Origin of the sequence: Aliihoeflea aestuarii (assembly GCF_024105665.1) — a bacterium.
GTDB lineage: Bacteria > Pseudomonadota > Alphaproteobacteria > Rhizobiales > Rhizobiaceae > Aliihoeflea > Aliihoeflea aestuarii.
This window is the reverse complement of record NZ_JAAAMK010000005.1, coordinates 204340-228514: the sequence shown is the minus strand read 5'-3', so window position 1 is coordinate 228514 and position 24175 is coordinate 204340. Positions and strand designations below refer to the sequence as shown.

The following is a 24175-nucleotide window of genomic DNA, read 5'->3' as shown; positions in this document are numbered from 1 at the left end:
ATGAGGTTGATGCGCTAAACCACAGTTCAGCCCGCTGTTAAAGCGTCAATGCGCCGTCAGCGTGTCAGTTGCGTGAAATGGCGTCGAGCGCGGCCACGAGCAGGTCGCGATCCTGACTGAGGCCCTTGTAGCGCAATTGATCGCCATTCATCGCCAAAAGCTGTTTCGCAAAAGTTTGCGCGATTGCTGGTCCACCATCATGTGCGGCCAGGCGGGCAAGCGGATCGAGATAGATGCGGATGGTGAAGAGGATGTCGCCGGAAGCCGGCAACTTGCGCAGCGTCTGCCGCTCGACACGGATGAAAATGCGCGCGGCTGTTTCCTCGGGAGAAAACTCCCGCAGCTTGCCATCGGCCCGGTCGATGCGGCTGGCGTGGGACAGCGGGTGGTAGAGATCGCGGTTGCCCTGCAAAGACCAGTTCATGCGCTCGACCGAATTGGCCGGCTGCAATTTGTCGAACATGCGCGCGATGAGTTCGGCCATGCGCGTGCCGCGCCCGAATTGCGGCACCGGCGCGTGGATGTCCTCCAAAGCGCGATCGTATTTCTCGGTCAGCGACCAGGATGAGGGAAAGCACAACGAGGCGGCGACCAGCCGCCAGCCGTCATGATCCTTGCGCATCAGGACGAGGTCTTCCTGCACGAGATGCGACGCGATCTTGAGCGGCGCGCTGCCGCAAAGCGCGACATGTCGCATGCCAACCCGCAACGCATCGCCCTCACGGTGATGCGTTGCACCATGATGCTCGCCAACATTCGCAACGATCAGGTCGAGCACTTCCTGCTGCGCCGCGCCTGTGTCGGCGCGTTCGACGAACACCTTTTCCGGCAGTTCGGCATAGAGCCGGTCCTTCTCGGCGAGGTAGACTTCGAGCGCTTCATCGACCTCCAGCCATTCGGCAAGGTCCATCGGCTTGAGGCCGATTGTGAAAGGCGCCGATGAACCGTCGAAGGGCGTATATTTCATCCGGTATGCTCCAGTCGCGCATGGATCAGGTCGCGCAGCGAGTTGCCGACGAAGATAGTCGGGGCGCTGGAAAGGTCATCGGTCGTCAATCGCCGTTCGACGGCCCGCCCAGTCTCGATCAGTTCGCCGCGCAGGATGCCCGGCAACGCGCCGCTGGAAAGCGGTGGAGTTGCCAGAATGCCCTCGGCAAGTTCGATGAAGATATTGGTGATCGTTCCCTCGGCAAGTTCGCCGGCTTCGTTCAGCAACAGGACTTCATCGATCTGCTCGCCTTCATGTTCGGATCGTGCCGCGGCATAGGGGTCCCGCCGGGTGGTCTTGTGCCGCCGCAGCGGGTCCGTCGCGTCGAGCCGCGCGCGCGCAATGGCGAGACGCCAGAGCGCGCCGTCGGGCAATGGGACGAAAGGCGAGGCCGCGAGATCGAGCCCGCCATCTCGCGACAATTCCAGCCGCACCCGCAGCGCGCCGTCCGCATTCAGTCTTTCAAGCTGCTGTTCGACCTCTGCGCGACTGTATCTGAAACCAAGTTCGCGCGCTGAGTTCTCAAGTCTCGCCAGATGCCGGTCGAGACGGATGAAGCTGCCGTCCGCCTCGCGGCGGAACGTCTCGATCAGGGCGTAGCCGGAACCGCGCCGGTCGCGAAGCGGGCTTTCAACAGGCACTCGTCATATTCTCCCTCCGCCGTGGAATCGAACACCACGCCGCCGCCGACATTGTAGACGGCCTCGCCTTGCGCGTAGAGCGACAATGTGCGGATCGCAACGTTGAAGCGCATCCGGTTGCCCGGCGCGATCCAGCCGATCGCCCCGCAATAGACGTCACGCGGCACACCTTCCAACGCGTGCAGGATTTCCATGGCCCGGATTTTCGGCGCCCCGGTGATCGACCCGCAAGGGAAAAGCGCAGCCATGATGTCGGCGACATTCACGCCCGGCAAAAGCTTCGCGCGCACGCGGCTCACCATCTGGTGCACGGTGGCGTAGGTCTCGACCTTGAAGAGGTCCGGCACGTCGAGCGTTCCAACCTCGGTGATGCGCGAGATATCGTTGCGCAGGAGATCGACGATCATCCGGTTCTCGGCCTGGTTCTTCGGGTCGGACGCGAGAAAAGCGCGCTGCGCCTCGTCCTCTTCGGGCGTTCGCCCGCGCGGCGCGGTGCCCTTCATCGGCAGACTCTCGATCCACCCGTCGCGCGACACGTCGAAGAAGAGTTCGGGCGAGCGCGACAGGACGACCGGCCCGTCGAGTTCGACAAGCGCCGAATGGCGCACCGGCTGGCGCACGGCAAGCGCATCGAACAGCGTCAGCGGATCGCCCTCCCATTTCGCATGGACTGGGAAGGTCAAATTGCCCTGATAGCAGTCGCCGGCGCGCAGATGGTTGTGCAACCGCTGGAAGCGTTGCGCATATGCCGCCATCGACCATGTCGCGCGCGCGTTGGAAATTGCGGGCTCGACATTCGAGCGAAGCCTGAACAAGCGCGCAGCTTCCACCTCGCAGGGAGCCTCGAACACGCCGAAGCAGACGAGCGGCGCGCGCCTGTTCTGCGGCAACAGAGGCGTAAGCTTCGGCTCGAGCAGATAGCCCGCTTCGTAGGAAAGATACCCGGCGAGCCATTTACCCGCCGACCTTGCGGCTTGCAGTTCATCGAGCGCCGGCCTGAAATCCAGCGCATCCGAGGCAACGATCAACCGCTCGGGTTCTGCGAACAACAGTTCGCGATCCGCCAGATCGTCACGAAACAGCGCGAAACCACGCATGGGAAGCGATGTCATGTCGATCTGTCCGGCCCATCCTTGCGCGTCGTGCCGAAGCCGCGCGCGTCGATCGCATCAGCGATTTCCTCGCCCATCTTGAGCGTGCGCACGATGAGCGGCACGGCGAGCGCGACCAGGCTCGTGTCGAGCCCTCTTGCCCGCTGTGCCTCGCGCACCTCCGCGCCGACCGCTGCGATCATGGGAATGAAACGCAGCGCGAGCGAGAGCGCAAGGCTGATCTTTTCCACATCGACGCCGAGCCGGCCAAGCGGCGACAATCCCGTCTCGATCGCGCCCATCATGGCGGAGGCGGAGGACGTGAGCGTCACGATGCCGGCGAAAAGCACCAGCGCCGCCAGCCGCAGGCCGGAGCCGGACGCGACCTCCCAGCCATTGAGCCAGGCATGGGCGAGGACGAGGATGACGAGAATGACGAACAGCGGACGCAAGGTTGCGAGCGCATCGCGCAGCGAAAGTCCTGCAAGGGGATAGAGCGCGAGAACCGCCAACAGGCAGACGACCAGCGAGGCAACGTTCGCGACGAAGAAAAGAAAGGTGCCCGCCATCGCAAGCCCGACGATCTTCGCGCCCGCCGGCAGGCGGTGCACGATGCTCGTTCCGGGCCTGTAGGCGGCGATCATGCCATAAGCTCCAGATAGCGCGCGATCGCATCCCTCGGTGCGCCGTCAAAATCGATCCGCCCTTCCTCGAAGACCAGCACCCGGTCGAAATCGGCGATAAGGTCGAGGTCGTGCGTAATGACGATCGCGGTCTCGTCCAGCCGATCGATGGTTCTCGCCACGAGCCGCTTGTTGCGCAGATCGAGCAGCGTCGTCGGCTCATCGAAAACGATGTAGCGCGGCTGCGTGATCGTGACGCCGGCGATCGCCAGCATCTGCTTTTCACCGCCCGACAGGCGGTGCGCCTGTTCCTTGGCAAGGTGCGACAGGCCGAAGCGGGCAAGCGAAGCCGCAACGCGCCCCGCGATCTCCCCTTTCTCGACCTTCAGGTTCTTCAGCCCGAACGCGATATCCTCCTCGACCACCGGATAGACGATCTGGTTGTCGGGGTTCTGGAAGACGAAGCCGACGAGGCCGCGCACCGCCTTGCCGTTGGATTTCGTGTCCAGATCGTCGACCCAAACCTGCCCGGCGCTCGGCATCAACAGCCCGTTGATCAGCCGGGCGAAGGTGCTCTTGCCCGAACCGTTCGCACCGATCACGGCGATGCGCCGCTCGGCAAGTTCGAGGCTGAAAGGCGTCAGCACCTCGCGCTCGCCGAAACGGTGGCTGACGCCGGAAAAGCGGATCATGCGCGGCGCGGCGCCTCGATCAGCGGATAGGATTTGCGCACGGTGACGGCGACGGTCGCGGCGATGCCCGCCTTGATGAGGTCGCCCGGAATGAAGCCGAGTGAGCTCGCGGCCGCCTCGAAATAGGACAGCCCGGTAACCATCGAAATCCAGGCGACGCCGAACACATAAAGCACGACGATGCCGCCTGTTACGCTGGCGGCGAATGCCTTCAGCCAATTGAGGTTCGACCACAAGCGCTCACAGATGAGGCCCGTGACATAGGCTGCGAGAATCCACGACAGAATGAAGCCGCCGCCCGGACCGGCGATGACCGCCATGCCCCCGCGTCCGCCCGGCAGAAGCGGCAGGCCGGCCGCGACCAGCGCGACGAACAGCGCCAGCGCCGCGCCGCCGCGCTTCGCGCCCAGGACCGAGCCGGCAATCATCGCGCCCATGGACTGCGCCGTGATCGGAACGCCGATAACTGGCAGAACCAGCGGCGGAAAGACGGCGAGCGCGGCCGTGAAGGCCGCGAACAGGGCGATGTAGACGATGTCCCGTGTAGTCATCTGCGTTGGCACTCCGTTGCAGCGGGGAAAGTTCGCGATTTCGTAGCGCCTTGTCGGGCGATGATCAACGCGGGCGGCAACTTGTTCACCGCCCCGCGCATTGAATATCACCAGCACAGGAGTTTCGAATGACGAAGCATTTCGACCCACCCGTCAAGCTTGCCGACGGCCGCTCGCTTTCGGGCGTCGATGAAACCATCGCGGCACTGTCGGACACCGGCTGGCCGGAGCGCGGGCCGCGCCGCGACGAGGCGCTCGATATCTGCCTCAAGGTGCGCGACGGACACCGCTCGGTTTCGGAAGTTCGCCCGGCACTGATCCTTGCGGCCCAGGAAGCGAATATCCTCGGCTAGATATGCAGCGCATGGCCGAGCGTGCGCAATGCGGCCTCCTGCAAAGCCTCGCCCTGCGTCGGATGTGCGTGGATAGTGCCGGCGATATCCTCAAGGCAAGCGCCCATTTCGAGCGCAAGCCCGAACGATGCAGACAGTTCCGACACACCGCGTCCGACCGCCTGGATGCCGAGTACAAGATTATTGTCCGCACGCGCGACGACGCGCACGAAGCCGGTCTCGTCCGCCATCGACATGGCGCGGCCATTGGCTGAAAACGGGAATTGCGCCGCCTTGATCTCGCGGCCGGCCTGTTTCGCTTCGTCCGGCGAAAGTCCGACGGAGACGATCTCGGGATCGGTGAAGCAGACGGCCGGGATCGCAACCTTGTCCCAGCTTCTTTTATGGCTTGCAACGATCTCGGCCACCATTTCGCCCTGCGCCATGGCACGATGCGCCAGCATCGGCTCGCCCGTCACGTCGCCGATGGCGAAGATGCCGCGCATTGACGTGCGGCATTCTTCGTCGATGCGGATGAAGCGGCCGTCCATATCGAGCACCAGTTCCTCGCGGCCCCAGCCTTCGGTCGCCGGCTTGCGCCCGACCGTCACGAGGATCGCGTCGGCCTCGATCTTCCGCTCGCCGCCATCGGCGGTCTCGATGAGCAAGGCACCCGTCCCGGACAGCCCCTTCGCCTTGGCCGACAGCACGATCTCGATGCCGAGTTCGCCAAGCCGTTTTTCGACAGGCCGCACGAGTTCGCGATCGTAAAGCGGCAAGACGCGATCCTGCGCCTCGATGATCGTCACGTCAGCGCCGAGCTTGGCAAAGGCCGTGCCGAGTTCGAGGCCGATATAGCCTGCGCCGATGACCGTGATCTTTTCCGGCAGCGCCTTCAGCGCCAACGCTTCCGTGGACGACAGCACCTTCGCCCCGAACGGCAGGTTCGGCAGTTCGACCGGCTGCGAGCCGGTTGCGATGACGATGTTTTCGGCGCGGATGATCTGGCTGCCGGTTTCGGTCTCGACCTCGACGGTCTTGCCGTCGCGAAATTTCGCCCGCCCGGTGACGATCTTGACCTTGGCCTTCTTCAACAGACCGGAGACGCCGCTCGTCAGACGCCCGACGATATTATCCTTCCAGGCGACGGTCTTCTTCAGGTCGATCTTCGGTTCGGACAGTGAGATGCCGACCGGTGATGATCCCTTCGAAGCCGCGACCGCGCCATGGAATTCATCGGCGGCATGGATCATCGCCTTCGACGGGATGCAGCCGACATTGAGGCACGTTCCGCCCGGCTTCGATGCCTCCACGATGACCGTGTCGATGCCGAGCTGGCCCGCGCGGATCGCGCAGACATAGCCGCCCGGCCCGGCGCCGATGACGAGGAGCTTGCAGGAAATGTCTTTCATGAACTGGCTCCTGCTTGCGGGGTTTCAACCCTATGTCGCCCCCCTCTGTCCTGCCGGACATCTCCCCCGCATGGGGGGAGATTAGTCTCGTCATCGACACCGCGTGATCTCCCCCCTCGCGAGGGAGATGTCCGGCAGGACAGAGGGGGGCGCGAAGGATCACAGCCTCGATCACTCATATTCAACCCTCCACGAAGATCAGCGCCGGCGTCTCCATCAGCACCTTGATGCGCTGTATGAAGCGGGCGGCGTCCCAGCCGTCGATCACACGATGGTCGAAAGACGAGGAGAGGTTCATCATCTTGCGCGGGATGAACTGCGATCCGTCCCAGACGGGGCGTATCATCATTTTGTTGACGCCGACGATCGCGACTTCCGGATGGTTGATAACCGGCGTCGTCACCACGCCGCCCATCGCGCCCAGCGACGTGATGGTGATCGTGGAGCCGGAAAGCTCGTCACGGCCTGCCGTTCCCGCTTTGGCGGCGTCGGCGAGACGCGCGACCTCCGCGCCGCAATCCCAGATGTCGCGTGCCTCGACATGCCGCACGACCGGCACGACGAGGCCATTCGCCGTCTGTGCCGCGATGCCGATATGGATGCCGCCATGGCGATGGACGATGCCCGCTTCATCGTCGAAGACGGCGTTCAGCTCGGGCTGATCGGCAATGGCCCTCGCCATCGCGCGCATCAAAAACGGCAGCAAGGTCAGCTTGGGCTGGTCCGGTTTTTTCGACGCATTCATCGCCGCACGCGTTTCTTCCAGCGCGGTGACGTCGATCTCCTCGACATAGGTGATGTGCGGAATGGAACGCTTCGACAGCGCCATCTTTTCCGCGATCTTGCGGCGCAGCCCGACGATCTTGATGTCTTCCACGTCGGTGCGGCGCGAAAGACCTTTGACGCTGCCTTGACGCCCTGCCGACAGGAACCCGTCGACATCCTCATGTGTGATGCGGCCGGCTGGACCTGAGCCCGCGACCTGCCGCAGATCGATCCCCGCCTCCTTCGCGCGAAGCCGCACGGCGGGTGAGGCGAGCGGCTTCTCGCCCTCGGCACGCGGCGCGCCTGAGGAAAAAATGGGCTTCGACTTTTCCGGGGGCTTCACCTCTGCTTTCGCCGCAACCTTCGGCGTCTCCTTCGCGGGTGGCGGCGGAACGCCTTCCCCCTCTTGCGCCATGCCGTCGGCAACCGGGGCTTCGCCCGCCTCGTCGTCCATCGGAGCGTCGGAAGCCCCGCCAGCCGTCTTGATGCGGATCAGCGGCGAGCCGACCGCGACCACGTCGCCGATCTCGGCGCCGAGCCACGCGATCTCGCCCTCGACCGGCGAGGGAATCTCGACCGTCGCCTTGTCCGTCATCACGGCCGCGAGCACCGTGTCCTCGCGCACCGGATCGCCGATCTTGACGTGCCATTCGACAAGTTCGGCCTCGGCGACGCCTTCGCCCACATCGGGCATCTTGATCGTGTGCTCAGCCATGGTCAGAGCCTCGTGCAATCTTTTGGGCCGCCATGGATTCAGGAGACATCGCGGCATGGACCCCTGTGACGAGCACAGGGGTGACGGCGGAGAAGGAGGTGCCGGGCTCGGGAAAGGCTAGGTTGGCATGGCAATCGATGCCGTCACCCCTGTGCTCGTCACAGGGGTCCATGCCTCGACCTTGCCGCGTCGATTCGGCATAAAGAATCATGCTCATCCTCACGCCTCCATGACCACGCGAAGCGCTTCACCGACACGCGCCGGACCGGGGAAATAATCCCATTCCTGCGCGTGCGGGTATGGCGTGTCCCAGCCCGCCACACGCGCGACCGGCGCCTCGAGATGGTAGAAACAATGCTCTTGGACAAGCGAAACGAGTTCGGCCCCGAAGCCGCTCGTCATCGTCGCCTCATGCACGACGACGCAGCGCCCCGTCTTTTTCACCGACGCGACGATAGCGTCGAGATCGAGTGGTACAAGCGTGCGCAGATCGATCACTTCGGCGTCGATGCCTGTGTCCTCGGCGGCGGCCAGTGCGACATGCACCATCGTGCCGTAGGCAAGGATCGTGACCGCCGAACCTTCGCGGCGCGTGACCGCCTTACCGAGCGGGACTGTGACGTGATCGGCCGCGACATCGCCGAGTTCATGCTTCGACCACGGCGTGACGGGCCGGTCGTGATGGCCGTCGAACGGGCCGTTATAAAGCCGCTTCGGTTCGAGGAAGATCACCGGATCGGGGTCTTCGATCGCGGAGATGAGAAGACCCTTGGCGTCCTGTGGGTTGGACGGCACGACGACTTTCAGGCCGGAAACGTGGGTGAACAACGCCTCCGGGCTCTGGCTGTGTGTCTGCCCGCCAAAGATGCCGCCGCCGGTCGGCATGCGGATGACGATCGGGCAGGTGAACTGCCCGGCCGAGCGGTAGCGGATGCGCGCGGCTTCCGACACGATCTGGTCGTAGGCCGGATAGACATAGTCGGCGAACTGCACTTCGACGCAGGGACGCAGCCCGTAAGCGGCCATGCCGATGGCGGTTCCGACGATGCCAAGCTCGGAGATCGGCGCGTCGAAGCAGCGCGACGTGCCGTATTTCTGCTGGAGGCCCGCCGTGCAGCGAAAGACGCCGCCGAAATAGCCGACATCCTCGCCGAAGACGACGACATTGTCGTCCCGGCCCATCGACACGTCCATCGCGTCGCGGATGGCCTCGATCATGGTCATGCGCGGCATGGGCTATACTCCCGCCTGCTGACGCTGGCGCCGCAGATGCGGCGGCATTTCCGCATAGACGCCTTCGAACATGTCGCGCGCCGAGGGCCGCCCGCCGGCATGAAGCGTGCCGTGCTTCTCGGCTTCCTTCTGCGCCACGATCACGCTGTCCATCACCTCGGCTTCGGACTGCTTGTGGCGCTCCTCGCTCCACGCACCGCGCGTGATCAGATGGTTCTTCAACCGGATCACCGGATCGCCGAGAGGCCAATTGTCGGATTCGGTCTTCGGGCGGTAGGCGGACGGATCGTCCGAGGTCGAATGCGCGCCGACGCGGTAGGTGACATATTCGACCAGCGTCGCGCCGAGCCCCATGCGCGCACGCTCGACCGCCCATTTGCCGACCGCGTGGACGGCGAGATAGTCGTTGCCGTCAACGCGAAGCGACGGCAGGCCGAAGCCGAGACCGCGCGCCGCGAATGTGCCCGACCCACCCCGCGCGATGCCTTGGAAGGTCGAAATTGCCCACTGGTTGTTGACGATGTTGAGAACGACGGGCGCGCGATAGGTCGAGGCGAAGACGAGCGCAGCGTGAAAATCGCTCTCGGCCGTCGAGCCGTCGCCGATCCAGCCAGCCGCGATGCGATCGTCGCTCTTGATTGCGGACGCCATCGCCCAGCCGACGGCCTGCACGAACTGCGTGCCCAGATTGCCGGAGATCGAGAAGAAGCCGTGCTCCTTCGACGAGTACATGATCGGCAACTGGCGGCCTTTCAGCGGGTCGGCCTCGTTGGAATAGATCTGGTTCATCATGTCGACCATCGGATAGCCGCCGGCGATGAGCAGGCCGGCCTGCCGATAGGTCGGGAAATTCATGTCGCCGGGCTCCATCGCCCGGCGGAAAGCGCAGGAGACGGCCTCCTCGCCCATATGCTGCATGTAGAACGACGTCTTGCCCTGCCGCTGGGCCGTCTGCATACGCGCGTCGAAGGCGCGCAGGGTCATCATGTGCTTGAGGCCCTCGAGCAGTTCATCGTCGCTCAAAGTGCCAGCCCACGGGCCGACCGCCTCGCCGTCGCGGTTGAGGACACGGATGATCGAATAGGCCATGTCGCGGATGTCGCGCGGATCGACATCGACCGGCGGACGTTCGACCGTACCGGCCCGCGGAATCTTGACGTTGGAGAAATCCGGCTGGCCTCCCGGCCGCACTTCGGGCTCAGGAACGAACAAACCACCTTTACGTGTCTCGACCATCGCTTCCTCCCTTTGCAAGCAATTTAGGACAGGAATGCTGACCTAGCTACCCCTCACCGCACGCGAATTCCCTCACATCGACTTTTCGAGAAGCGACAGTACAGCGTCCCTGGTAAGTTCGACAGGGTTGCCGCCCGCCGTCGGGTCGACGATCGCCATGTCCGCGATGAGGTTTTTGCGCACGTCGTCCATTTCAAGACCGGAGATCAAATCACGCAACCTCTCCGGCACGCCGAGTTCGGCGCGCAATTCCATGACGCGCTGACGAAATCCATCGAACCCGCCGTCAATGCCGCAATAGGCGGCGAGCCGTTCGATACGCTCTTCGATCGCCGCGCGATTGAAATCCAGCACATAGGGCATGAACAGCGCATTCGTCATGCCGTGATGCGTGTCGTAGAGCGCGCCGATGGGATGTGACAGCGAATGAATCGCGCCGAGCCCCTTCTGAAACGCGGTCGCGCCCATGGCCGCTGCCGCCATCATGTTGGCCCGCGCCTCGATGTCGAAGCCGTCAGCATAGGCCCTCGGCAGATATTCGAGCACCAGCCGCACGCCCTCCGCACCGATGCCGTCCGCCATCGGGTGAAAACCCGGCGCGCAATAGGCTTCGAGGCAATGGGCCAGCGCATCCATACCGGTTCCGGCGGTGATCATCTTCGGCATGCCGACCGTCAGAGCGGGGTCCGCGATGACGGTGACCGGCAGCATCTTCGGATGGAAGATCACCTTCTTCGTATGCGTCGCCTCATTGGTCAGAACGCCCGCACGCCCGACTTCCGAGCCGGTTCCCGCCGTCGTCGGAACGGCAATGACCGGCGCGATGGCATCGCTGTCGGCGCGCGTCCACCAGTCGCCGACATCCTCGAAATCCCAGATCGGCCGCGTCTGTCCGGCCTGGAAGGCGACGAGCTTGCCGAGATCGAGCGCGGAACCGCCGCCGAAGGCGATCACGCCGTCATGGGAGCCGGCCTCGAAAATCGCGATGCCGGCAGCAAGATTCGATTCCACCGGATTGGGCTTGACGTCGAAGAAGACGCCATAGGCGACACCCGCATCTTCGAGCAGCTTCAGCGTCCCGGCAACAACCGGCAATTTTGCCAGCCCCGGATCGGTGACGAAGAGTGGCCGCGAAATACCCGCCGCTTTCAGGACGGCAGGCAGCTCCGCGATACGGCCTTCGCCGAAAAGCACTGTGGTCGGGAAATTCCATTTCGAGCTGATCGTCATTACGGCACCGGTTGGAGATTGAATGTAAAGGTTGCGGCGCACTGACGGCGCCGGGCGTCAGTAGCGCTCGAAGCCGCGATGCAGTTCCCAGTCGGTGACGCGGCGATCATATTCCGACTGTTCCCAGCGGGCGGTGTGAAGATAATGCTCGACCACGTCGTGCCCGAAAGCCGTGCGCAACATGTCAGAGCGTTCGAGCGTGGAGAGCGCCGCGCGCAAAGTCTTCGGAATTTCGGGCAGGTCTTCGCCCTGATAGGCGTCGCCCTCGAAAGGCCGGCCAAGCTCCAGCTTCTCGTCGATTCCGGCAAGGCCGGCCGCGATCAGCGCAGCGAAGGCGAGGTAGGGGTTCAAGTCCGCGCCGCCGATCCGGCATTCGGTGCGGATGCCCTTGGTCCCCTCCCCGCACAGCCGGAAGCCGGCCGTTCGGTTGTCGCGGCTCCAGATCATCTTTGTCGGCGCGAATGTCCCGGCCTGAAAGCGCTTGTAGGAATTGACGTAGGGCGCGAGGAACCAGGTGTAGTCGGCCGCATATTTCAGTTGTCCCGCCATCCATGAACGCATCAGCGGCGACATCGTGTTCTCGGCCTTGGAGTCGAAGAACAGCGGCGTCTTCCCGTTGGCCGACCAGATCGAATTGTGGATGTGGCTCGAATTGCCGGCAAGCGCATAGTCGTATTTCGCCATGAAGGTGACGGCCTTGCCCTGAAGATGCGCGATCTCCTTGGCGGCGTTCTTCAGGAAAACGTGCCTGTCCGCCATTTCGAGCGCGTCGGAATAATAGACGTTGATCTCCTCCTGCCCCGGCCCCCATTCGCCCTTGGAGTTCTCGACCGGAATGCCCGCCTCTTCCAGACCGTTGCGCAGGGCGCGCATGTAATCCTCTTCCTTGGAGGTGATCTGGATGAGGTAATCGCCGATATGAGGCGAAGCGGTGCGCAAATCCTTCCAGCCCTGGCTGCGTGCCGTCTCGTAGGTTTCCTCGAACAGGTAGAATTCGAGTTCGGACGCGAAATTGGCGAGATATCCGCGCTCTTTCAGCCGCGCGACCTGGGCTTTCAGGATCGCGCGCGGCGAATGCGGCAGATCCTTGTGGTGATGATGATCGAGCAGGTCGGACAGCACCAGCGCCGTCTTGTCAAGCCACGGCGTCAGGCGGATCGTGGACAGGTCCGGCTTGATGACGAAATCGCCATAGCCCTTCTGCCAGCTCGCCGCCTTGTAGCCCGGCACCGGCTCCATATCGATGTCGTTGGCGAGCAGATAGTCGCAGCCATGCGTCTCGTCATGCGCGGAGGCGATGAAATGGCGCCCCGTGAAGCGCTTCCCGATCAGGCGGCCCTGCATGTCGACGGCGGACACGAGAACGGTGTCGATCGCCCCGTTGGCGACCATCTTCTTGAGCGCATCGAACGAAAGCGAACCGGTCATGAGGCGGGCATCTCCCTGATCTGTGTTGCAACGAAGCGTCGTCCGACCTTTAGATCACGCATTCGTGCATGTGCAAACAGCCCAACCGCTGCGGAACGTTTGCGTATCCTTACCGATATTTAACAACAAAACTGGTGCATGGCCTTGCATGTACTGGCATAAGATTCAGTGCGTGCCTCGCCGCCGCGCGATCAGGGCACGCATTTGCTTGCGCATCGAAGGGACGTTGCGAGGACTGACGTCGACTAGTCCAGAGCCGGAGTGCTTCATGCCCATTTGGAAACAGCTTGCCATCTGTGCCGTCCTGCTGGTTGCAGGTGCGGTCGCCTGGGTGGCCTTCGGTTCGGGCACGGGCGGGACGGCAGGACCCGGCGACGGTCCTGCGATATCGCAGGACACCGGACGGGGTGGCGCATCCGGCAGAGGGGCGGGCCGTCCAGGCGGCGGCGTCTTTACGGTGCCGGTGACGACGGCGACGATCAACGATCGCCTTCAGGCGATCGGCACCGGACGCGCGGCCGAGACCGTTGCGGTCACGCCGTTCGCCTCCGGCCGACTGACGGAAATCCTGGTCCGTTCGGGCTCGACCGTCGAGGCCGGCGAAATCATCGCCCGGCTGGATTCGCAGGCGGAAGTCATCGCCGTCGATCGCGCCCGCTTTGCGCTGGAAGACGCCGAATCCCGGCTCGAGCGCATCAACCAGCTTCGCGCATCCAATACGGCCACGCAGGTGCAGGTCACCGAAGCGCAGCTCGGCGTCGAAAATGCGCGACTGGCCGTTCGCGATGCCGAACTCTCGCTCGAACGACGCGACATCGAGGCCCCGATTTCAGGTGTCGTGGGCATCCTGCCGGTCTCGGTTGGAAATTATGTAACGAATTCGACCGAGATCGCGTCGATCGACGACCGGTCCGCCATCCTCGTCGATTTCTGGGCGCCGGAGCGTTATGCGGGCGCGATCGAAGTTGGCGCGACGCTGGAAGCGTCGCTGATCGCACAGCCAAACCAGGTCTTTCGCGGCGAGGTCAGCGCCATCGACAACCGTGTCGATGCGCAAAGCCGCACGCTGCGCGTCGAGGCGACGATCGACAATCCGTCCGACACGCTGCGCGCCGGCATGTCGTTTCAAGTCGTCATGACCTTTCCCGGCGAAACCTATCCGGCCGTCGATCCGCTTGCGGTGCAATGGGGCACCGACGGCGCTTTCGTCTGGGCTGTCAATGATGGCGTCGCCAGCCGCGTGCCCGTTCGCGTCATCCAGCGCAACACGGATTCCATCCTGATCGCGGCCGAGATCGATCCCGGCGTTCAGGTCGTGTCCGAAGGCATCCACCTCGTACGCGAGGGCGGCGACGTCAGGATCGCGCAACGGCGCGGCGAAACCATTCCGGCTGTCGAAGCGCGCGGTTCCTGAGGAGGACGACACCATGTCCACTGCCTCCACCAATACCAGGGACGATGCCAACGGCATGACTGCGCTCTTCGTGCGCCGTGCCGTGCTCGCCTTCGTGGTCAATGTGCTGATCGCCGTGGCCGGCCTTGCGGCCTTCTTCGGCGTCGAGGTGCGCGAACTTCCCGATGTGGACCGTCCGGTCATCACGATCCGCACGACCTATACGGGCGCTGCCGCTGAAACGATCGACCGTGAACTGACATCGATCCTGGAAGGCGCGGTTGCGCGCGTTCCGGGCGTCAACAACATGTCGTCGTCCTCCTCGTTCGGCTCCTCGCGCGTGACGGTCGAGTTCAATGATGGCGTCGATCTCGACACGGCCGCCTCCGATATGCGCGATGCCGTCAGCCGCGTACAGAACCGGTTGCCCGAAAACGCCGACGCGCCGCTGATCGTCAAGGCGGACGATAACGCGCAGGCGATCATGCGCCTTTCGGTGACGTCGTCGGCGATGAATATCGAGGACATGACGGTTCTGGTCGAAGACCAGATCGTCGACCAGTTCGCCTCCGTTCCGGGCGTGGCTGACGTACAGATCTATGGCGGGCGCGAGAAGATCTTCCGCATCGACATCGACCAGAACAGGCTCGCGAGCCTCGGCCTGACGGTGGCGGATATCCAGACTGCGCTCAACACCATGTCCTTCGACACGCCGGCCGGCAGCCTGTCGTCGTCCACGCAGGCGCTCGTCGTGCGCACGCAGGCGCCCGTCACGACGCCGGCGGATTTCGAGAACATCGCCATCAGCCCGAATGCGCGATTGCGCGACGTCGCCAATGTGACCCTCGGGCCTGACATCGGTGAATCCGTGATGCGCTCAGATGGGCTTCCCGGCATCGGGCTCGGCATCATCCGACAGGCGCAGTCGAACACGCTCGACATTTCGGCGGGCGTGCGCGAAGCCGTCGACCGCATTCGTCCGACCCTGCCGGACGGCATGGACATCTACGTCACCAGCGACGATGCGACCTTCATTGAGGGCGCGATCCATGAGGTCGAGATCGCGCTGGCGATCGCCGTCACCGTCGTTCTGCTGATCATCTTCCTGTTCCTGCGCGACTGGCGCGCGACGGTGATTCCCGCTCTTGCAATGCCGATTTCGCTGATCGGGACGGTCGCCGCCATCTATCTGATGGGTTTCTCGCTCAACATCCTGACGCTCCTCGCATTGGTGCTCGCGGCCGGGCTCGTCGTCGACGACGCCATCGTGGTGTTGGAAAACATCGTGCGGCGACGCAACCAGGGCATGGGTCCGCGTGCGGCCGCCGTGCTGGGAACGAAGGAGGTCTTCTTCGCCATTCTCGCGACGACTGCCACCCTCGTCGCCGTTTTCGTGCCGCTCTCGTTCCTGCCGGGACAGGCCGGCGGGCTTTTCCGCGAATTCGGTTTCGTGATGGCGATCGCGGTCTTCATTTCATCGATCGTATCGCTGTCGCTGTGCCCGATGATCGCCTCGCGCATCCTGAAGCAGAGCGATGAGGGTGAGGTGCGCGACACCTGGGCCAACCGGATCGCGACGGGGCTGGCCGGCTTCTACCGCCGGTCGCTGGCCGCCTGCCTCAATGCGCCGATCGTGGTCGTCGCGGTGGCGCTCGTCTTCGCAGGCGGCGCGGGCATCGCTTTCGGAAATCTGCAATCCGAACTGACCCCGCCCGAAGACCGGTCCGCCGCCTTCATGCGCGTCTCGGCGCCTCAGGGCGTGTCGATCGATTATCTTGCCCAGCAGATGGCCGAAGTGGAGGCGCTGATCCAGCCGCTGCGCGATTCGGGCGAGGTCGTCGCCTCCTTCTCGCTGGCCGGTCAGGGCGGCTCGACCAACAGCGGCTTCATTTCCCTGACGCTCGCGCCATGGCACGAGCGCGAGCGCACGCAGCAGCAAATTCTCGATGAGGTGAACGAACTGGTGCAGCAGGTGCCGGGCGTGCGCGTCTTCGCCTTCCAGCCGAACAGCCTCGGCATCCGCGGGGCCGGATCGGGCCTGCAATTCGCCATCCTCGGCAACAATTATCAAACGCTGGACGCGGCGGCGCAAGCGATCGTCGCCGAAATGCAGGACGATCCGCGCTTTCAGCAGGCGCGCCTTTCGACCGAATCGACGCAGCCGCAGCTCGCCGTATCGATCGACCGGGAACGCGCCTCCGATCTCGGCATCGAGATTTCCGGACTGGCGCAGGCGCTGCAATCTCTGCTCGACGGACGCGAGATCGGCGAGGTCTTCATCGACGACCGCGCCTTTGAAGTGAAGCTCGTCTCCACGACAAACCCCGTCAACGATCCGACCGATCTGGAAAGCATCTATCTGAGAACCGGTGACGGGCGCTTCGTGCCCGTGTCGACGATCGCGTCGATCCGGGAAGTCGCCGTTCCGCCGTCGCTCTCGCGCGAGGACCAGATGCGCGCCGTCTCGATCACGTCGGCGCTTGCCGACGGCGTCTCGCTCGGAGACGCACTGGCGGAGGCGACGCGGATCGCCGAAAGGCACATGCCGGCCGGCGCGCGCGTGCTGCCGCTTGCCGAAGCGGCGACGCTGGGCGAGACCGGCAACGCGATGGCCACCGTGATGGGTTTCGCGCTCGTCATCGTTCTTCTGGTCCTCGCGGCCCAGTTCGAAAGTTTCGTCAGCGCGCTGATCATCATGGCGACGGTTCCGCTCGGCCTTGCCTGTGCAGTCATTGCCATGCTTCTGACGGGCACCAGTCTCAACGTCTATTCGCAGATCGGGCTCGTACTCCTCGTCGGGATCATGGCCAAGAACGGCATTCTGATCGTCGAGTTCGCCAATCAGTTGCGCGACCGGGGGCGCAATGTGCGCGACGCGATCGAAGAGGCATCGAACATTCGTCTGCGCCCGGTCGTGATGACGATGCTGTGCACGATCGTCGGCGGCTTGCCCTTGGTGATGGCATCGGGCGCGGGCGCGGAAGCACGCATCGCGCTTGGCTGGGTTATCGTCGGCGGGCTCGGTCTAGCGACGGTCTCGACGCTCTATTTGACGCCGGTCGCCTATCTCCTGATCGGCCGCTGGGTGACGCCGAAGGTGGAAGAAGAAGCCCGCCTCGACCGCGAGTTGGGCGAGGCGTCGGCCAGGGAAGACGGCAGGCTCACCCCGGCCGAGTAGAAACTTCCATTCGACGGAAGCGTTCTGCCGGGTGAGAATAAAAAGGCCCTAACCTGCGACGGCAAGTTCAGGACCTTGAGGTTCACGATTAACCGGGACGCTTCCAGCGCCCTGCCTGCAAAATCGCTGCAACCGTTCCGACGAGGAGAAGCCAACCGCCCTGCGCCGGCAGGACGGAGATGGGACCCAACGGGTCGAGCCCCGCCCCGTAGAGGGGCCAAAGAAACGGAACCATCATCATAAAGCCGAATATCTTCGCCGCCGTCACCAGAAGCGCGAGCGCGATAAGGACGGCACCTGCACACGCCGCAAAACCGGCGACCATAATCGCGTGGGTAAGCGTCTTCTTCCAGAACGACATCAAAAACGCCGCCAATGCCAGTAACGGTACCAGCAGATACGTAAGGCGCAACGTGTCAGGCTTGAAGGTCCATGCTCTTTCGGCGGGTGTGCCCAGATTCAGAAACGGAAGAAACGCAACGGCAGTGAAAACGGCGAATATGCCCAGACGGCACAGCTTATCTCCTAGACCTGCAACGGGTTTGGACTCGGCTTCTGTTCTCGACATCTCTCAACCGGCAGGAGTGGCACGGCAACGGAACATCCGGGAAGCGCGAAGTCCAGCCAATAAAAAACGCCGCACCGAACCAGCGGGCGGCGTTTTTTACTTTTCCCGTATAGATCAGTTCGCGGCTTCTGTCTCTTCCTCACCGCCTTCGTCCGCCGCAGCGCCGTCCTCGTCCGGATCGATGCGGATCACCTCGCGCCACATCCCGCCCTCGATCTTGGAAAGGACGATCGTCGTCGCACCCTGATGATCGTCGGGACCGTAGCTGATGTGGAGCCCGCCGCCCACCTCGTCGGTGAAGTCGAGGCTTTCCATGCCTTCGCGGAAGCTTTCGGCCGTCAGGTCCGGGCCGGCGGCTTCGAGCGCGTTGACCAGCGTCAGCGCGGCGCTGTGGCCGAGCTGCGCTGCAGTGCCGGGGGCCTCACCGGTCTTGGCCTGATAGTTCTCGGCCCATTCCTTCACTTCCGGAACGTCGAGCCTTTCCTCGAAATCGACCCAGCCGGACGTGGCGTAGTAACCCTCGGTGACGCCTTCCGGAACCTTGGCGATGGCCGTGTTCATGGCGGCCGACGAGCCGACGAACTTGGCCTCCGCCCAGCCGAGACGCTTGGCGGTGCCGATCGCGACGATGGTCTGGCGCACGCCGACGCCGGTCGCGATGATCTCGCAGCCCAGTTCGCGAAGGCGGGTCACCGCGCCGACGAAATCCTGCTCGTCCGGGCGGTGGGTCGTTTCGCCGGCGAAGTTCAGGCCCCGCGCCTCGGCTTCGTCGACTGCCGCTTCATGGACCTCCAGCCCGAAGTCGGACGGAATATACATCGAGCAGATGTTCTCCGCGCCGTCCTCCTCGGCCAGATGCCCGATGCCCGCGCGCGTACCGTCGTAATAGGACGACGTACCGGCATATTTATAGGTGATGTCGCCTTCCAGCATCTGACGCGCCGAGGTCAGCGGCGACACGTTCGCCACCTGCCGCGCTTCCATCAGCGGGAAGCCGGCGATGTTGTGCGGCGTGCCCAAATTCAGGATCATCGCGAAGACCTGATCGGAATTGATCAGCTTGTTGAAGTTCTGCACCGCGCGCGGCACCTGATAGCCGTGATCTTCCGCGATGAAACGGATCTGCCGGCCATGGACGCCGCCATTGGCGTTCACCTCGTCGAAGATCAATTGCGCGGCCTTGATCGCCCCGACATTGAACGCGGCGAAGATGCCGGACAGGTCGCCGTTCGAACCGATGCGCACTTCCGTATCGGTGACGCCCTGCGTGGCGAAGGCGGAGGACGACATGCCGACGGCAAGCCCCAGCGCCAGTATCGATTTTCCGAACAACACTTTCATTTCGAACTCCTCCTTAAGGTTGTTCCGCATTGCCTGTGCACGGCTCTCCCTAGAGCGCCGTGCGTCCGTTCGGACGCACAAAGGACGCTCTAAACCTTAATCGAGCATCGGATTGTTCCGAAAAGCGGTGTCCACTTTTCGGTCCGATGCTCAGCCGTACATCTCGTCGATCAGAGGCTTGTGCTTCTTCTCGACGAAACCTCTCTTCAGCTTCATCGTGGCCGTAAGTTCCTCGTCCTCGGCCGTCAACAGAACGTCGATGAGCCTGAAATCCTTGATCTGCTCCACGCGCGCGAATTCCCGGTTCGCTTCCTCCACGACGGAACCTATCAGTTCGCGCACCTCCTGCGCCGCGCACAGCGACTTGAAATTGTTGAAGGGCACCTTCCGGTCCTGCGCGAACTTCTCGACATTCTCCTGATCGATCATGATCAGGCACGACAGGAACTTGCGCTGGTCGCCGATGATCACGGCGTCGGAAACGTAAGGGCTGAATTTCAGCCGGTTCTCGATCTCCGCCGGGGTCACGTTCTTGCCGCCGGCGGTGATGATGATGTCCTTCATGCGCCCGGTGACGAACAAATAGCCGTCCTCGTCAACCCGCCCGACATCTCCGGTCCGGAGCCAGTCGCCATCGGCGATCGTCTCGGCCGTCTTGTCGGGTTTCATCCAGTAGCCCTTGAACACGTTCGGCGCGCGATACTGGATTTCGCCTTCTTCCGAGATGCGGATTTCAGCGCCCGGAACCGCCTTACCTACGCTTCCCGTTCGGCTTTCGCCGAGAAGATTCACCGAAATGACGCCCGAGCTTTCGGTCATGCCGTAGCCTTCGAGCACCTCTATGCCGACCGCACGATACCATTTGAGAAGATCGGGCGAGATCGGCGCCGCGCCGGTCGTGCCGCGCCGCAGACGGTCGAAGCCGAGCATGCGCCGCAGATTGCGCAGCACCATGAAATCCCAGAACGCATAGGCAAGGCTTGTTACCGCCGGAACCGACCTGCCCGCTTCCAGCGCCTCGGCGCGCTTCATGCCCGTTCTGACCGCCTGCCGATAGGCCCAGCGGCCGAGCGGCGAGGCATCATTCGCCATGATCGTAATGCGGCTGTAGATCTTTTCCCACACGCGCGGAACGCCGGTGAAGACATGCGGCGAAACCTCGCGCACATTGTCGAAAACAGTTTCCGGGCTCTCGGCGAAGTTCACGGTGGACTTGAGCCCGATCGGCGTGAACACCGTGATCAGCCGTTCGAGGATGTGGCAGAGCGGCAGGAAGCAGACCTGCTCGTCCCCCTGTCCGACCGGCAGGGTCAATGCCGACCCCATGATCGAGGCGATGATGTTGGAATGGGTAATCATCGCGCCCTTGGGCGGGCCGGTGGTCCCTGAGGTGTAGACGAGGATGGCGACGTCGTCGGGCTTCGATTTGGCGATTTCCTCATCGAACCTGTTCGGGTTCTCCTTCAGAAAATCGCGACCGATCCGATAGAGATCGTCGAGAAAGATGACCTGATCGTCGGCAAAGTCGTGCAGGCCGTCGCGGTCGAGCACGACGACCTTCGAGAGCGCCGGCATCTGACCGCGCACCGACAGGAACTTGTCCAGTTGCTCGTCATTTTCCACGAACAGGAAGCGGCTGTCGGAATCGTTGACGAGATAAGCAAGCTGTTTGGCCGAATCCGTCGTGTAGACGCCCGACGAAATGCCACCGACCGACTGGATGCCGAGATCGGCGTAGATCCACTCCTTGTTGTCTTCCGACAGAATCGAAACCACCTCGCCGCGCTTCAACCCAAGCGCGACGAGACCGAGGCCGATCAGTCGGGCATGCTCGTAAAAATCGGTCCAGCTATAGGAAAGCCAGATGCCGAAATCCTTCTCGCGATGCGCGATCCGGGGTCCAAGTTCGAGACAGCGCTGGCGAAAGAGCTTCACCAGCGTGTCGCAACCGTCGAAATAGAACGGCGCCTGGCGCAAATTCTCGTTGAAGGAATGGCCGCGCACGGTCTGCATGGGCGGCAGTTTTTCCGCGATGGTCATGTCAGTTTCCTCCCGACTGCGGTCATCTCCATGTCTTCTTCTGCTTCCAGCGCTTCTGGCCACGCTGTGCGTCCTCGGTCTGGATGCCGAGATAAAATTCCTGCACGTCCTTGGATTGCAGGAGCCGGTCGGCCTCGTCGGCCATGACGATGCGGCCGAGTTCCATCACGTAGCCATAGTCGGCAACTTCGAGCGCCACCTTGGCGTTCTGCTCGACCAGCATGATCGTGACGCCCCGTTCCTTGTTGAGCCGGCGCACGATCTGGAAGATTTCCTTGACCAGAAGCGGCGAAAGGCCAAGCGAGGGCTCGTCGAGCAGCATCACCTTCGGCCGCGCCATCAGCCCGCGCCCGATGGCGAGCATCTGCTGCTGCCCGCCCGAAAGCGTTCCCGCCGCCTGTGCCCGCCGCTCCTTCAGGATCGGAAAATAGGAAAAGACCATCTTCTCGTCGGCAGCAATCTCGGCCGTGTCCGAACGCGTGAAAGCGCCCATGCGAAGGTTCTCTTCCACCGTCAGCAGCGGGAAGACCTCGCGCCCTTCGGGAACATGGACCATGCCCAGCCGCACGATCCTGTCGGGATTGGCCCCGGCGATGTTCTGACCTTCGTAGAATATCTGGCCCTTTTCAGGGTCCATGACGCCCGAGATCGTCTTGAGCAGTGTCGTCTTGCCGGCTCCGTTCGCGCCGAGCACGGTCACGATCTGGCCTTCGCGCACGTCGAGGCTCGCGCCGCGGATCGCCATGATCGGCCCGTAATAGCTTTCCAGATTGCGTATCGACAGAACGACTTTCGCGTCGGGCTTCGCGGTCGGAGCATGCGCGGTCATGGTCATGCCAGCACCTTTTCGTGTTCGTCCGCGACGCCGATATAGGCCTCGATCACCTTGGGATGGTTCTGCACCTCATGCGGCGTGCCCATGGCGAGCATCTTGCCGTCGGCGAGTGCCAACACACGGTCGGACACGGAGGCGACGAGATGCATGTCGTGCTCGACCATGAGCACCGTGATGCCCATCTGCTTCTTGATGTCCTCGACCCAGAACGCGACATCCTGCGTTTCCTCGACGGAAAGACCGGAAGCCGGCTCGTCGAGCAGCAAAAGGCGCGGTTCGATGGCCAGCGCGCGCCCCATCTCCACGACCTTGCGCACGCCATAGGGCAGACCGGCAATGTACTTGTCGCGGTACGCCTGAAGGTCGAGGAAATCGATGACTTTCTCGATAGCTTCGCGGTGATGCCGCTCCTGCGCCCGCACGAAGGGCGTGAACAGAAGCTCGGTCCACATCCGGCTTTTCCGATGGCGATGGCGGCCGACGAGCAGGTTTTGCGCCACCGTCGCGTGGTCGAAAAGCTCGATGTTCTGGAAGGTGCGCGCGATGCCGAGCCGCGCCATCTCGTGCGGCTTCCTGTCGAGAATCGTGCGCCCGTCGAAGCGGATGTCGCCTTCGGCCGGATCGTAGATGCGGCTGATCAGGTTGAAGAGCGTGGACTTACCCGCGCCGTTCGGCCCGACCAGCGCGAAGACCTCGCCTTCCTCGACATTGAAGGAAACCTGGCTGACAGCGGTGACGCCGCCGAAGCGCAGCGTGACATTGTCGATTTCGAGCAGGCTCATCGCATGCGCTCCGTCTTGAGATAGGCTTTCTGGCGGCGGAACATGTCCTTTCGGTAGAAGGGGAAGAGCTCGAAATAGGTGCGTATCTTCACCCAGCGGCCATAAATGCCCATCGGCTCGAACAGGATGAAGAGGATCAGGAGAAGGCCGAAGATGGCCGTCTCCATGCCCGGAATCGCGATCGATCCTCCACCGATGAAGCGGCCAAGCACGTCGCGTCCGATGGCGATCGCCTGCGGCAGCATGGCGACCACCGCCGCGCCGAAGAACGCGCCGTGGATCGATCCAAGACCGCCGATGACGATGGCGAGAAGAAGCTGGATCGAGATGATAAGATTGAAGGTCTCATTGTTGAAGATGCCGGCATAATGGCCCATCAGCGCGCCGGCGAGGCCGGTGATGCCGGTGGAGATGCCGAAGGCAACAGCCTTTGTGCGCGCCACGTTGACGCCCATCGCCTGCGCCGAAATCTCCGAGTCGCGGATCGCGGCGAACGAGCGTCCGAGCGGCGAGCGTTGCAGATTGCGATAGGCGAGCACGACCAGCAGCGTGACGGCCAAAATGAGATAATAAAGCAGCCAGGGCGTGCGGTAACGGTCGATCTCAAACCCGAAAATATCGATCGGCGGCGCCATCAGCCCGATCACGCCGTTCGTCAGCGGCGTCGCGATGACGATGAAATCCTCGGTCAAGATGGTGATCGCGATAGTGCCGATGGCAAGGTAAATGCCATGCAGCTTGGTCATCGGCATGGCGATCAACGCGCCCGCCACGCCCGCGATCAGCCCGGCGAGCGGGAATGAGAGCAGGAACGGCAGGCCGAGCCGCTGTTGCAGAAGCACGTTGGCGTAGCAGCCGATGGCCAGGAACGCGGCGTGGCCGAGGCTCGCCTGTCCCGTCTGGCCGACGAGGATCATCAGGCCCATGCAGGCGATGGCCCAGATCAGAACGTTCGTCGCCTCGCCGAGCGCGAAGACGGAGAGAAGGAACGGCAGCGCCAGCGCCAGCATGATCAGCGCCAGATACCACCCCATCTGCTGGGGATGGCGGAAGAGGTTGATGTCAGCGTCGTAGCTCGTCTTGAAAACGGTTCTCATGTCG

Annotated in this window: 22 protein-coding genes; 3 read left to right on the top strand and 19 right to left on the bottom strand. The window is 63.2% G+C overall.

Features of this window, described 5'->3' with window-relative positions:
- Window positions 1-64: 64 nt before the first annotated feature.
- Genes GTW25_RS12945 through GTW25_RS12920 form a run of 6 tightly spaced genes read right to left on the bottom strand, consistent with a single transcriptional unit; the run spans window position 65 to window position 4586 of the window.
- On the bottom strand, window positions 65-967 hold the full coding sequence (locus tag GTW25_RS12945) for a heme-dependent oxidative N-demethylase family protein (protein WP_252912545.1): 903 nt from the start codon (window positions 965-967) through the stop codon (window positions 65-67).
- A complete protein-coding gene (locus GTW25_RS12940) occupies window positions 964-1629 on the bottom strand; it encodes an aminotransferase class IV family protein (protein ID WP_252912544.1) in 666 nt (221 codons plus the stop codon). Before GTW25_RS12940 ends, GTW25_RS12945 begins: the two co-directional genes overlap by 4 nt.
- Window positions 1578-2741, bottom strand: a complete 1164-nt coding sequence (locus tag GTW25_RS12935) for an aminodeoxychorismate synthase component I (protein WP_252912543.1) — start codon at window positions 2739-2741, stop codon at window positions 1578-1580. Before GTW25_RS12935 ends, GTW25_RS12940 begins: the two co-directional genes overlap by 52 nt.
- Complete coding sequence (locus tag GTW25_RS12930; RefSeq protein ID WP_252912542.1) at window positions 2738-3364, bottom strand: energy-coupling factor transporter transmembrane component T family protein; 627 nt, start codon at window positions 3362-3364, stop codon at window positions 2738-2740. The genes GTW25_RS12935 and GTW25_RS12930 overlap by 4 nt, the downstream gene beginning before the upstream one ends.
- Window positions 3361-4035: an energy-coupling factor ABC transporter ATP-binding protein gene (locus GTW25_RS12925; RefSeq protein ID WP_252912541.1), complete on the bottom strand. Its 675-nt coding sequence runs from the start codon at window positions 4033-4035 to the stop codon at window positions 3361-3363. The genes GTW25_RS12930 and GTW25_RS12925 overlap by 4 nt, the downstream gene beginning before the upstream one ends.
- Window positions 4032-4586: a biotin transporter BioY gene (locus GTW25_RS12920; RefSeq protein WP_252912540.1), complete on the bottom strand. Its 555-nt coding sequence runs from the start codon at window positions 4584-4586 to the stop codon at window positions 4032-4034. Before GTW25_RS12920 ends, GTW25_RS12925 begins: the two co-directional genes overlap by 4 nt.
- A gap of 128 nt (window positions 4587-4714) precedes the next feature.
- Here GTW25_RS12920 and GTW25_RS12915 point away from each other — a divergent pair, with 128 nt between their 5' ends.
- On the top strand, window positions 4715-4939 hold the full coding sequence (locus GTW25_RS12915) for a DUF982 domain-containing protein (protein ID WP_252912539.1): 225 nt from the start codon (window positions 4715-4717) through the stop codon (window positions 4937-4939).
- Here GTW25_RS12915 and lpdA read toward each other — a convergent pair.
- The 7 genes from lpdA to GTW25_RS12880 all read right to left on the bottom strand — a co-directional run bounded on the left by lpdA (window position 4936) and on the right by GTW25_RS12880 (window position 12937).
- Window positions 4936-6330, bottom strand: a complete 1395-nt coding sequence (gene lpdA / locus GTW25_RS12910; protein ID WP_252912538.1) for a dihydrolipoyl dehydrogenase — start codon at window positions 6328-6330, stop codon at window positions 4936-4938. The genes GTW25_RS12915 and lpdA overlap by 4 nt on opposite strands.
- 181 nt (window positions 6331-6511) lie before the next feature.
- The gene (locus tag GTW25_RS12905; protein ID WP_252912537.1) at window positions 6512-7810 is read right to left on the bottom strand and encodes a dihydrolipoamide acetyltransferase family protein; all 1299 of its coding nucleotides are present in this window, start codon (window positions 7808-7810) and stop codon (window positions 6512-6514) included.
- Complete coding sequence (locus tag GTW25_RS12900; protein ID WP_252912536.1) at window positions 7803-8027, bottom strand: hypothetical protein; 225 nt, start codon at window positions 8025-8027, stop codon at window positions 7803-7805. The genes GTW25_RS12905 and GTW25_RS12900 overlap by 8 nt, the downstream gene beginning before the upstream one ends.
- A gap of 2 nt (window positions 8028-8029) precedes the next feature.
- Window positions 8030-9043, bottom strand: a complete 1014-nt coding sequence (locus GTW25_RS12895; RefSeq protein WP_252912535.1) for an alpha-ketoacid dehydrogenase subunit beta — start codon at window positions 9041-9043, stop codon at window positions 8030-8032.
- Window positions 9044-9046: 3 nt separating this feature from the next.
- Window positions 9047-10279: a thiamine pyrophosphate-dependent enzyme gene (locus GTW25_RS12890; protein WP_252912534.1), complete on the bottom strand. Its 1233-nt coding sequence runs from the start codon at window positions 10277-10279 to the stop codon at window positions 9047-9049.
- 72 nt (window positions 10280-10351) lie between these two features.
- Window positions 10352-11509, bottom strand: a complete 1158-nt coding sequence (locus GTW25_RS12885) for an iron-containing alcohol dehydrogenase (RefSeq protein ID WP_252912533.1) — start codon at window positions 11507-11509, stop codon at window positions 10352-10354.
- A gap of 57 nt (window positions 11510-11566) precedes the next feature.
- Window positions 11567-12937 (bottom strand): glutamine synthetase family protein, encoded by a 1371-nt coding sequence (locus GTW25_RS12880; protein WP_252912532.1) that lies wholly within the window; start codon window positions 12935-12937, stop codon window positions 11567-11569.
- A gap of 268 nt (window positions 12938-13205) precedes the next feature.
- Between GTW25_RS12880 and GTW25_RS12875 the strand changes: the two genes are divergently transcribed.
- On the top strand, window positions 13206-14351 hold the full coding sequence (locus GTW25_RS12875; RefSeq protein ID WP_252912531.1) for an efflux RND transporter periplasmic adaptor subunit: 1146 nt from the start codon (window positions 13206-13208) through the stop codon (window positions 14349-14351).
- Window positions 14352-14364: 13 nt separating this feature from the next.
- Window positions 14365-17508 carry an efflux RND transporter permease subunit gene (locus tag GTW25_RS12870; RefSeq protein ID WP_252912530.1) on the top strand — a complete coding sequence of 1048 codons (3144 nt, stop codon included), beginning with the start codon at window positions 14365-14367 and terminating at the stop codon, window positions 17506-17508.
- Between the two features lie 88 nt (window positions 17509-17596).
- On the opposite strand, the gene GTW25_RS12865 is transcribed toward GTW25_RS12870, so the two are convergent.
- The 6 genes from GTW25_RS12865 to GTW25_RS12840 form a co-directional block, all read right to left on the bottom strand.
- Window positions 17597-17869 (bottom strand): hypothetical protein, encoded by a 273-nt coding sequence (locus GTW25_RS12865; protein WP_252912529.1) that lies wholly within the window; start codon window positions 17867-17869, stop codon window positions 17597-17599.
- Between the two features lie 321 nt (window positions 17870-18190).
- Window positions 18191-19417: an ABC transporter substrate-binding protein gene (locus tag GTW25_RS12860; protein ID WP_252912528.1), complete on the bottom strand. Its 1227-nt coding sequence runs from the start codon at window positions 19415-19417 to the stop codon at window positions 18191-18193.
- Between the two features lie 150 nt (window positions 19418-19567).
- On the bottom strand, window positions 19568-21457 hold the full coding sequence (locus GTW25_RS12855; RefSeq protein WP_252912527.1) for an AMP-dependent synthetase/ligase: 1890 nt from the start codon (window positions 21455-21457) through the stop codon (window positions 19568-19570).
- Window positions 21458-21479: 22 nt separating this feature from the next.
- Complete coding sequence (locus GTW25_RS12850) at window positions 21480-22292, bottom strand: ABC transporter ATP-binding protein (RefSeq protein WP_252912526.1); 813 nt, start codon at window positions 22290-22292, stop codon at window positions 21480-21482.
- Window positions 22289-23074, bottom strand: a complete 786-nt coding sequence (locus GTW25_RS12845) for an ABC transporter ATP-binding protein (RefSeq protein WP_252912525.1) — start codon at window positions 23072-23074, stop codon at window positions 22289-22291. The genes GTW25_RS12850 and GTW25_RS12845 overlap by 4 nt, the downstream gene beginning before the upstream one ends.
- Window positions 23071-24171: a branched-chain amino acid ABC transporter permease gene (locus GTW25_RS12840; RefSeq protein ID WP_252912524.1), complete on the bottom strand. Its 1101-nt coding sequence runs from the start codon at window positions 24169-24171 to the stop codon at window positions 23071-23073. Before GTW25_RS12840 ends, GTW25_RS12845 begins: the two co-directional genes overlap by 4 nt.
- Window positions 24172-24175 lie beyond the last annotated feature (4 nt).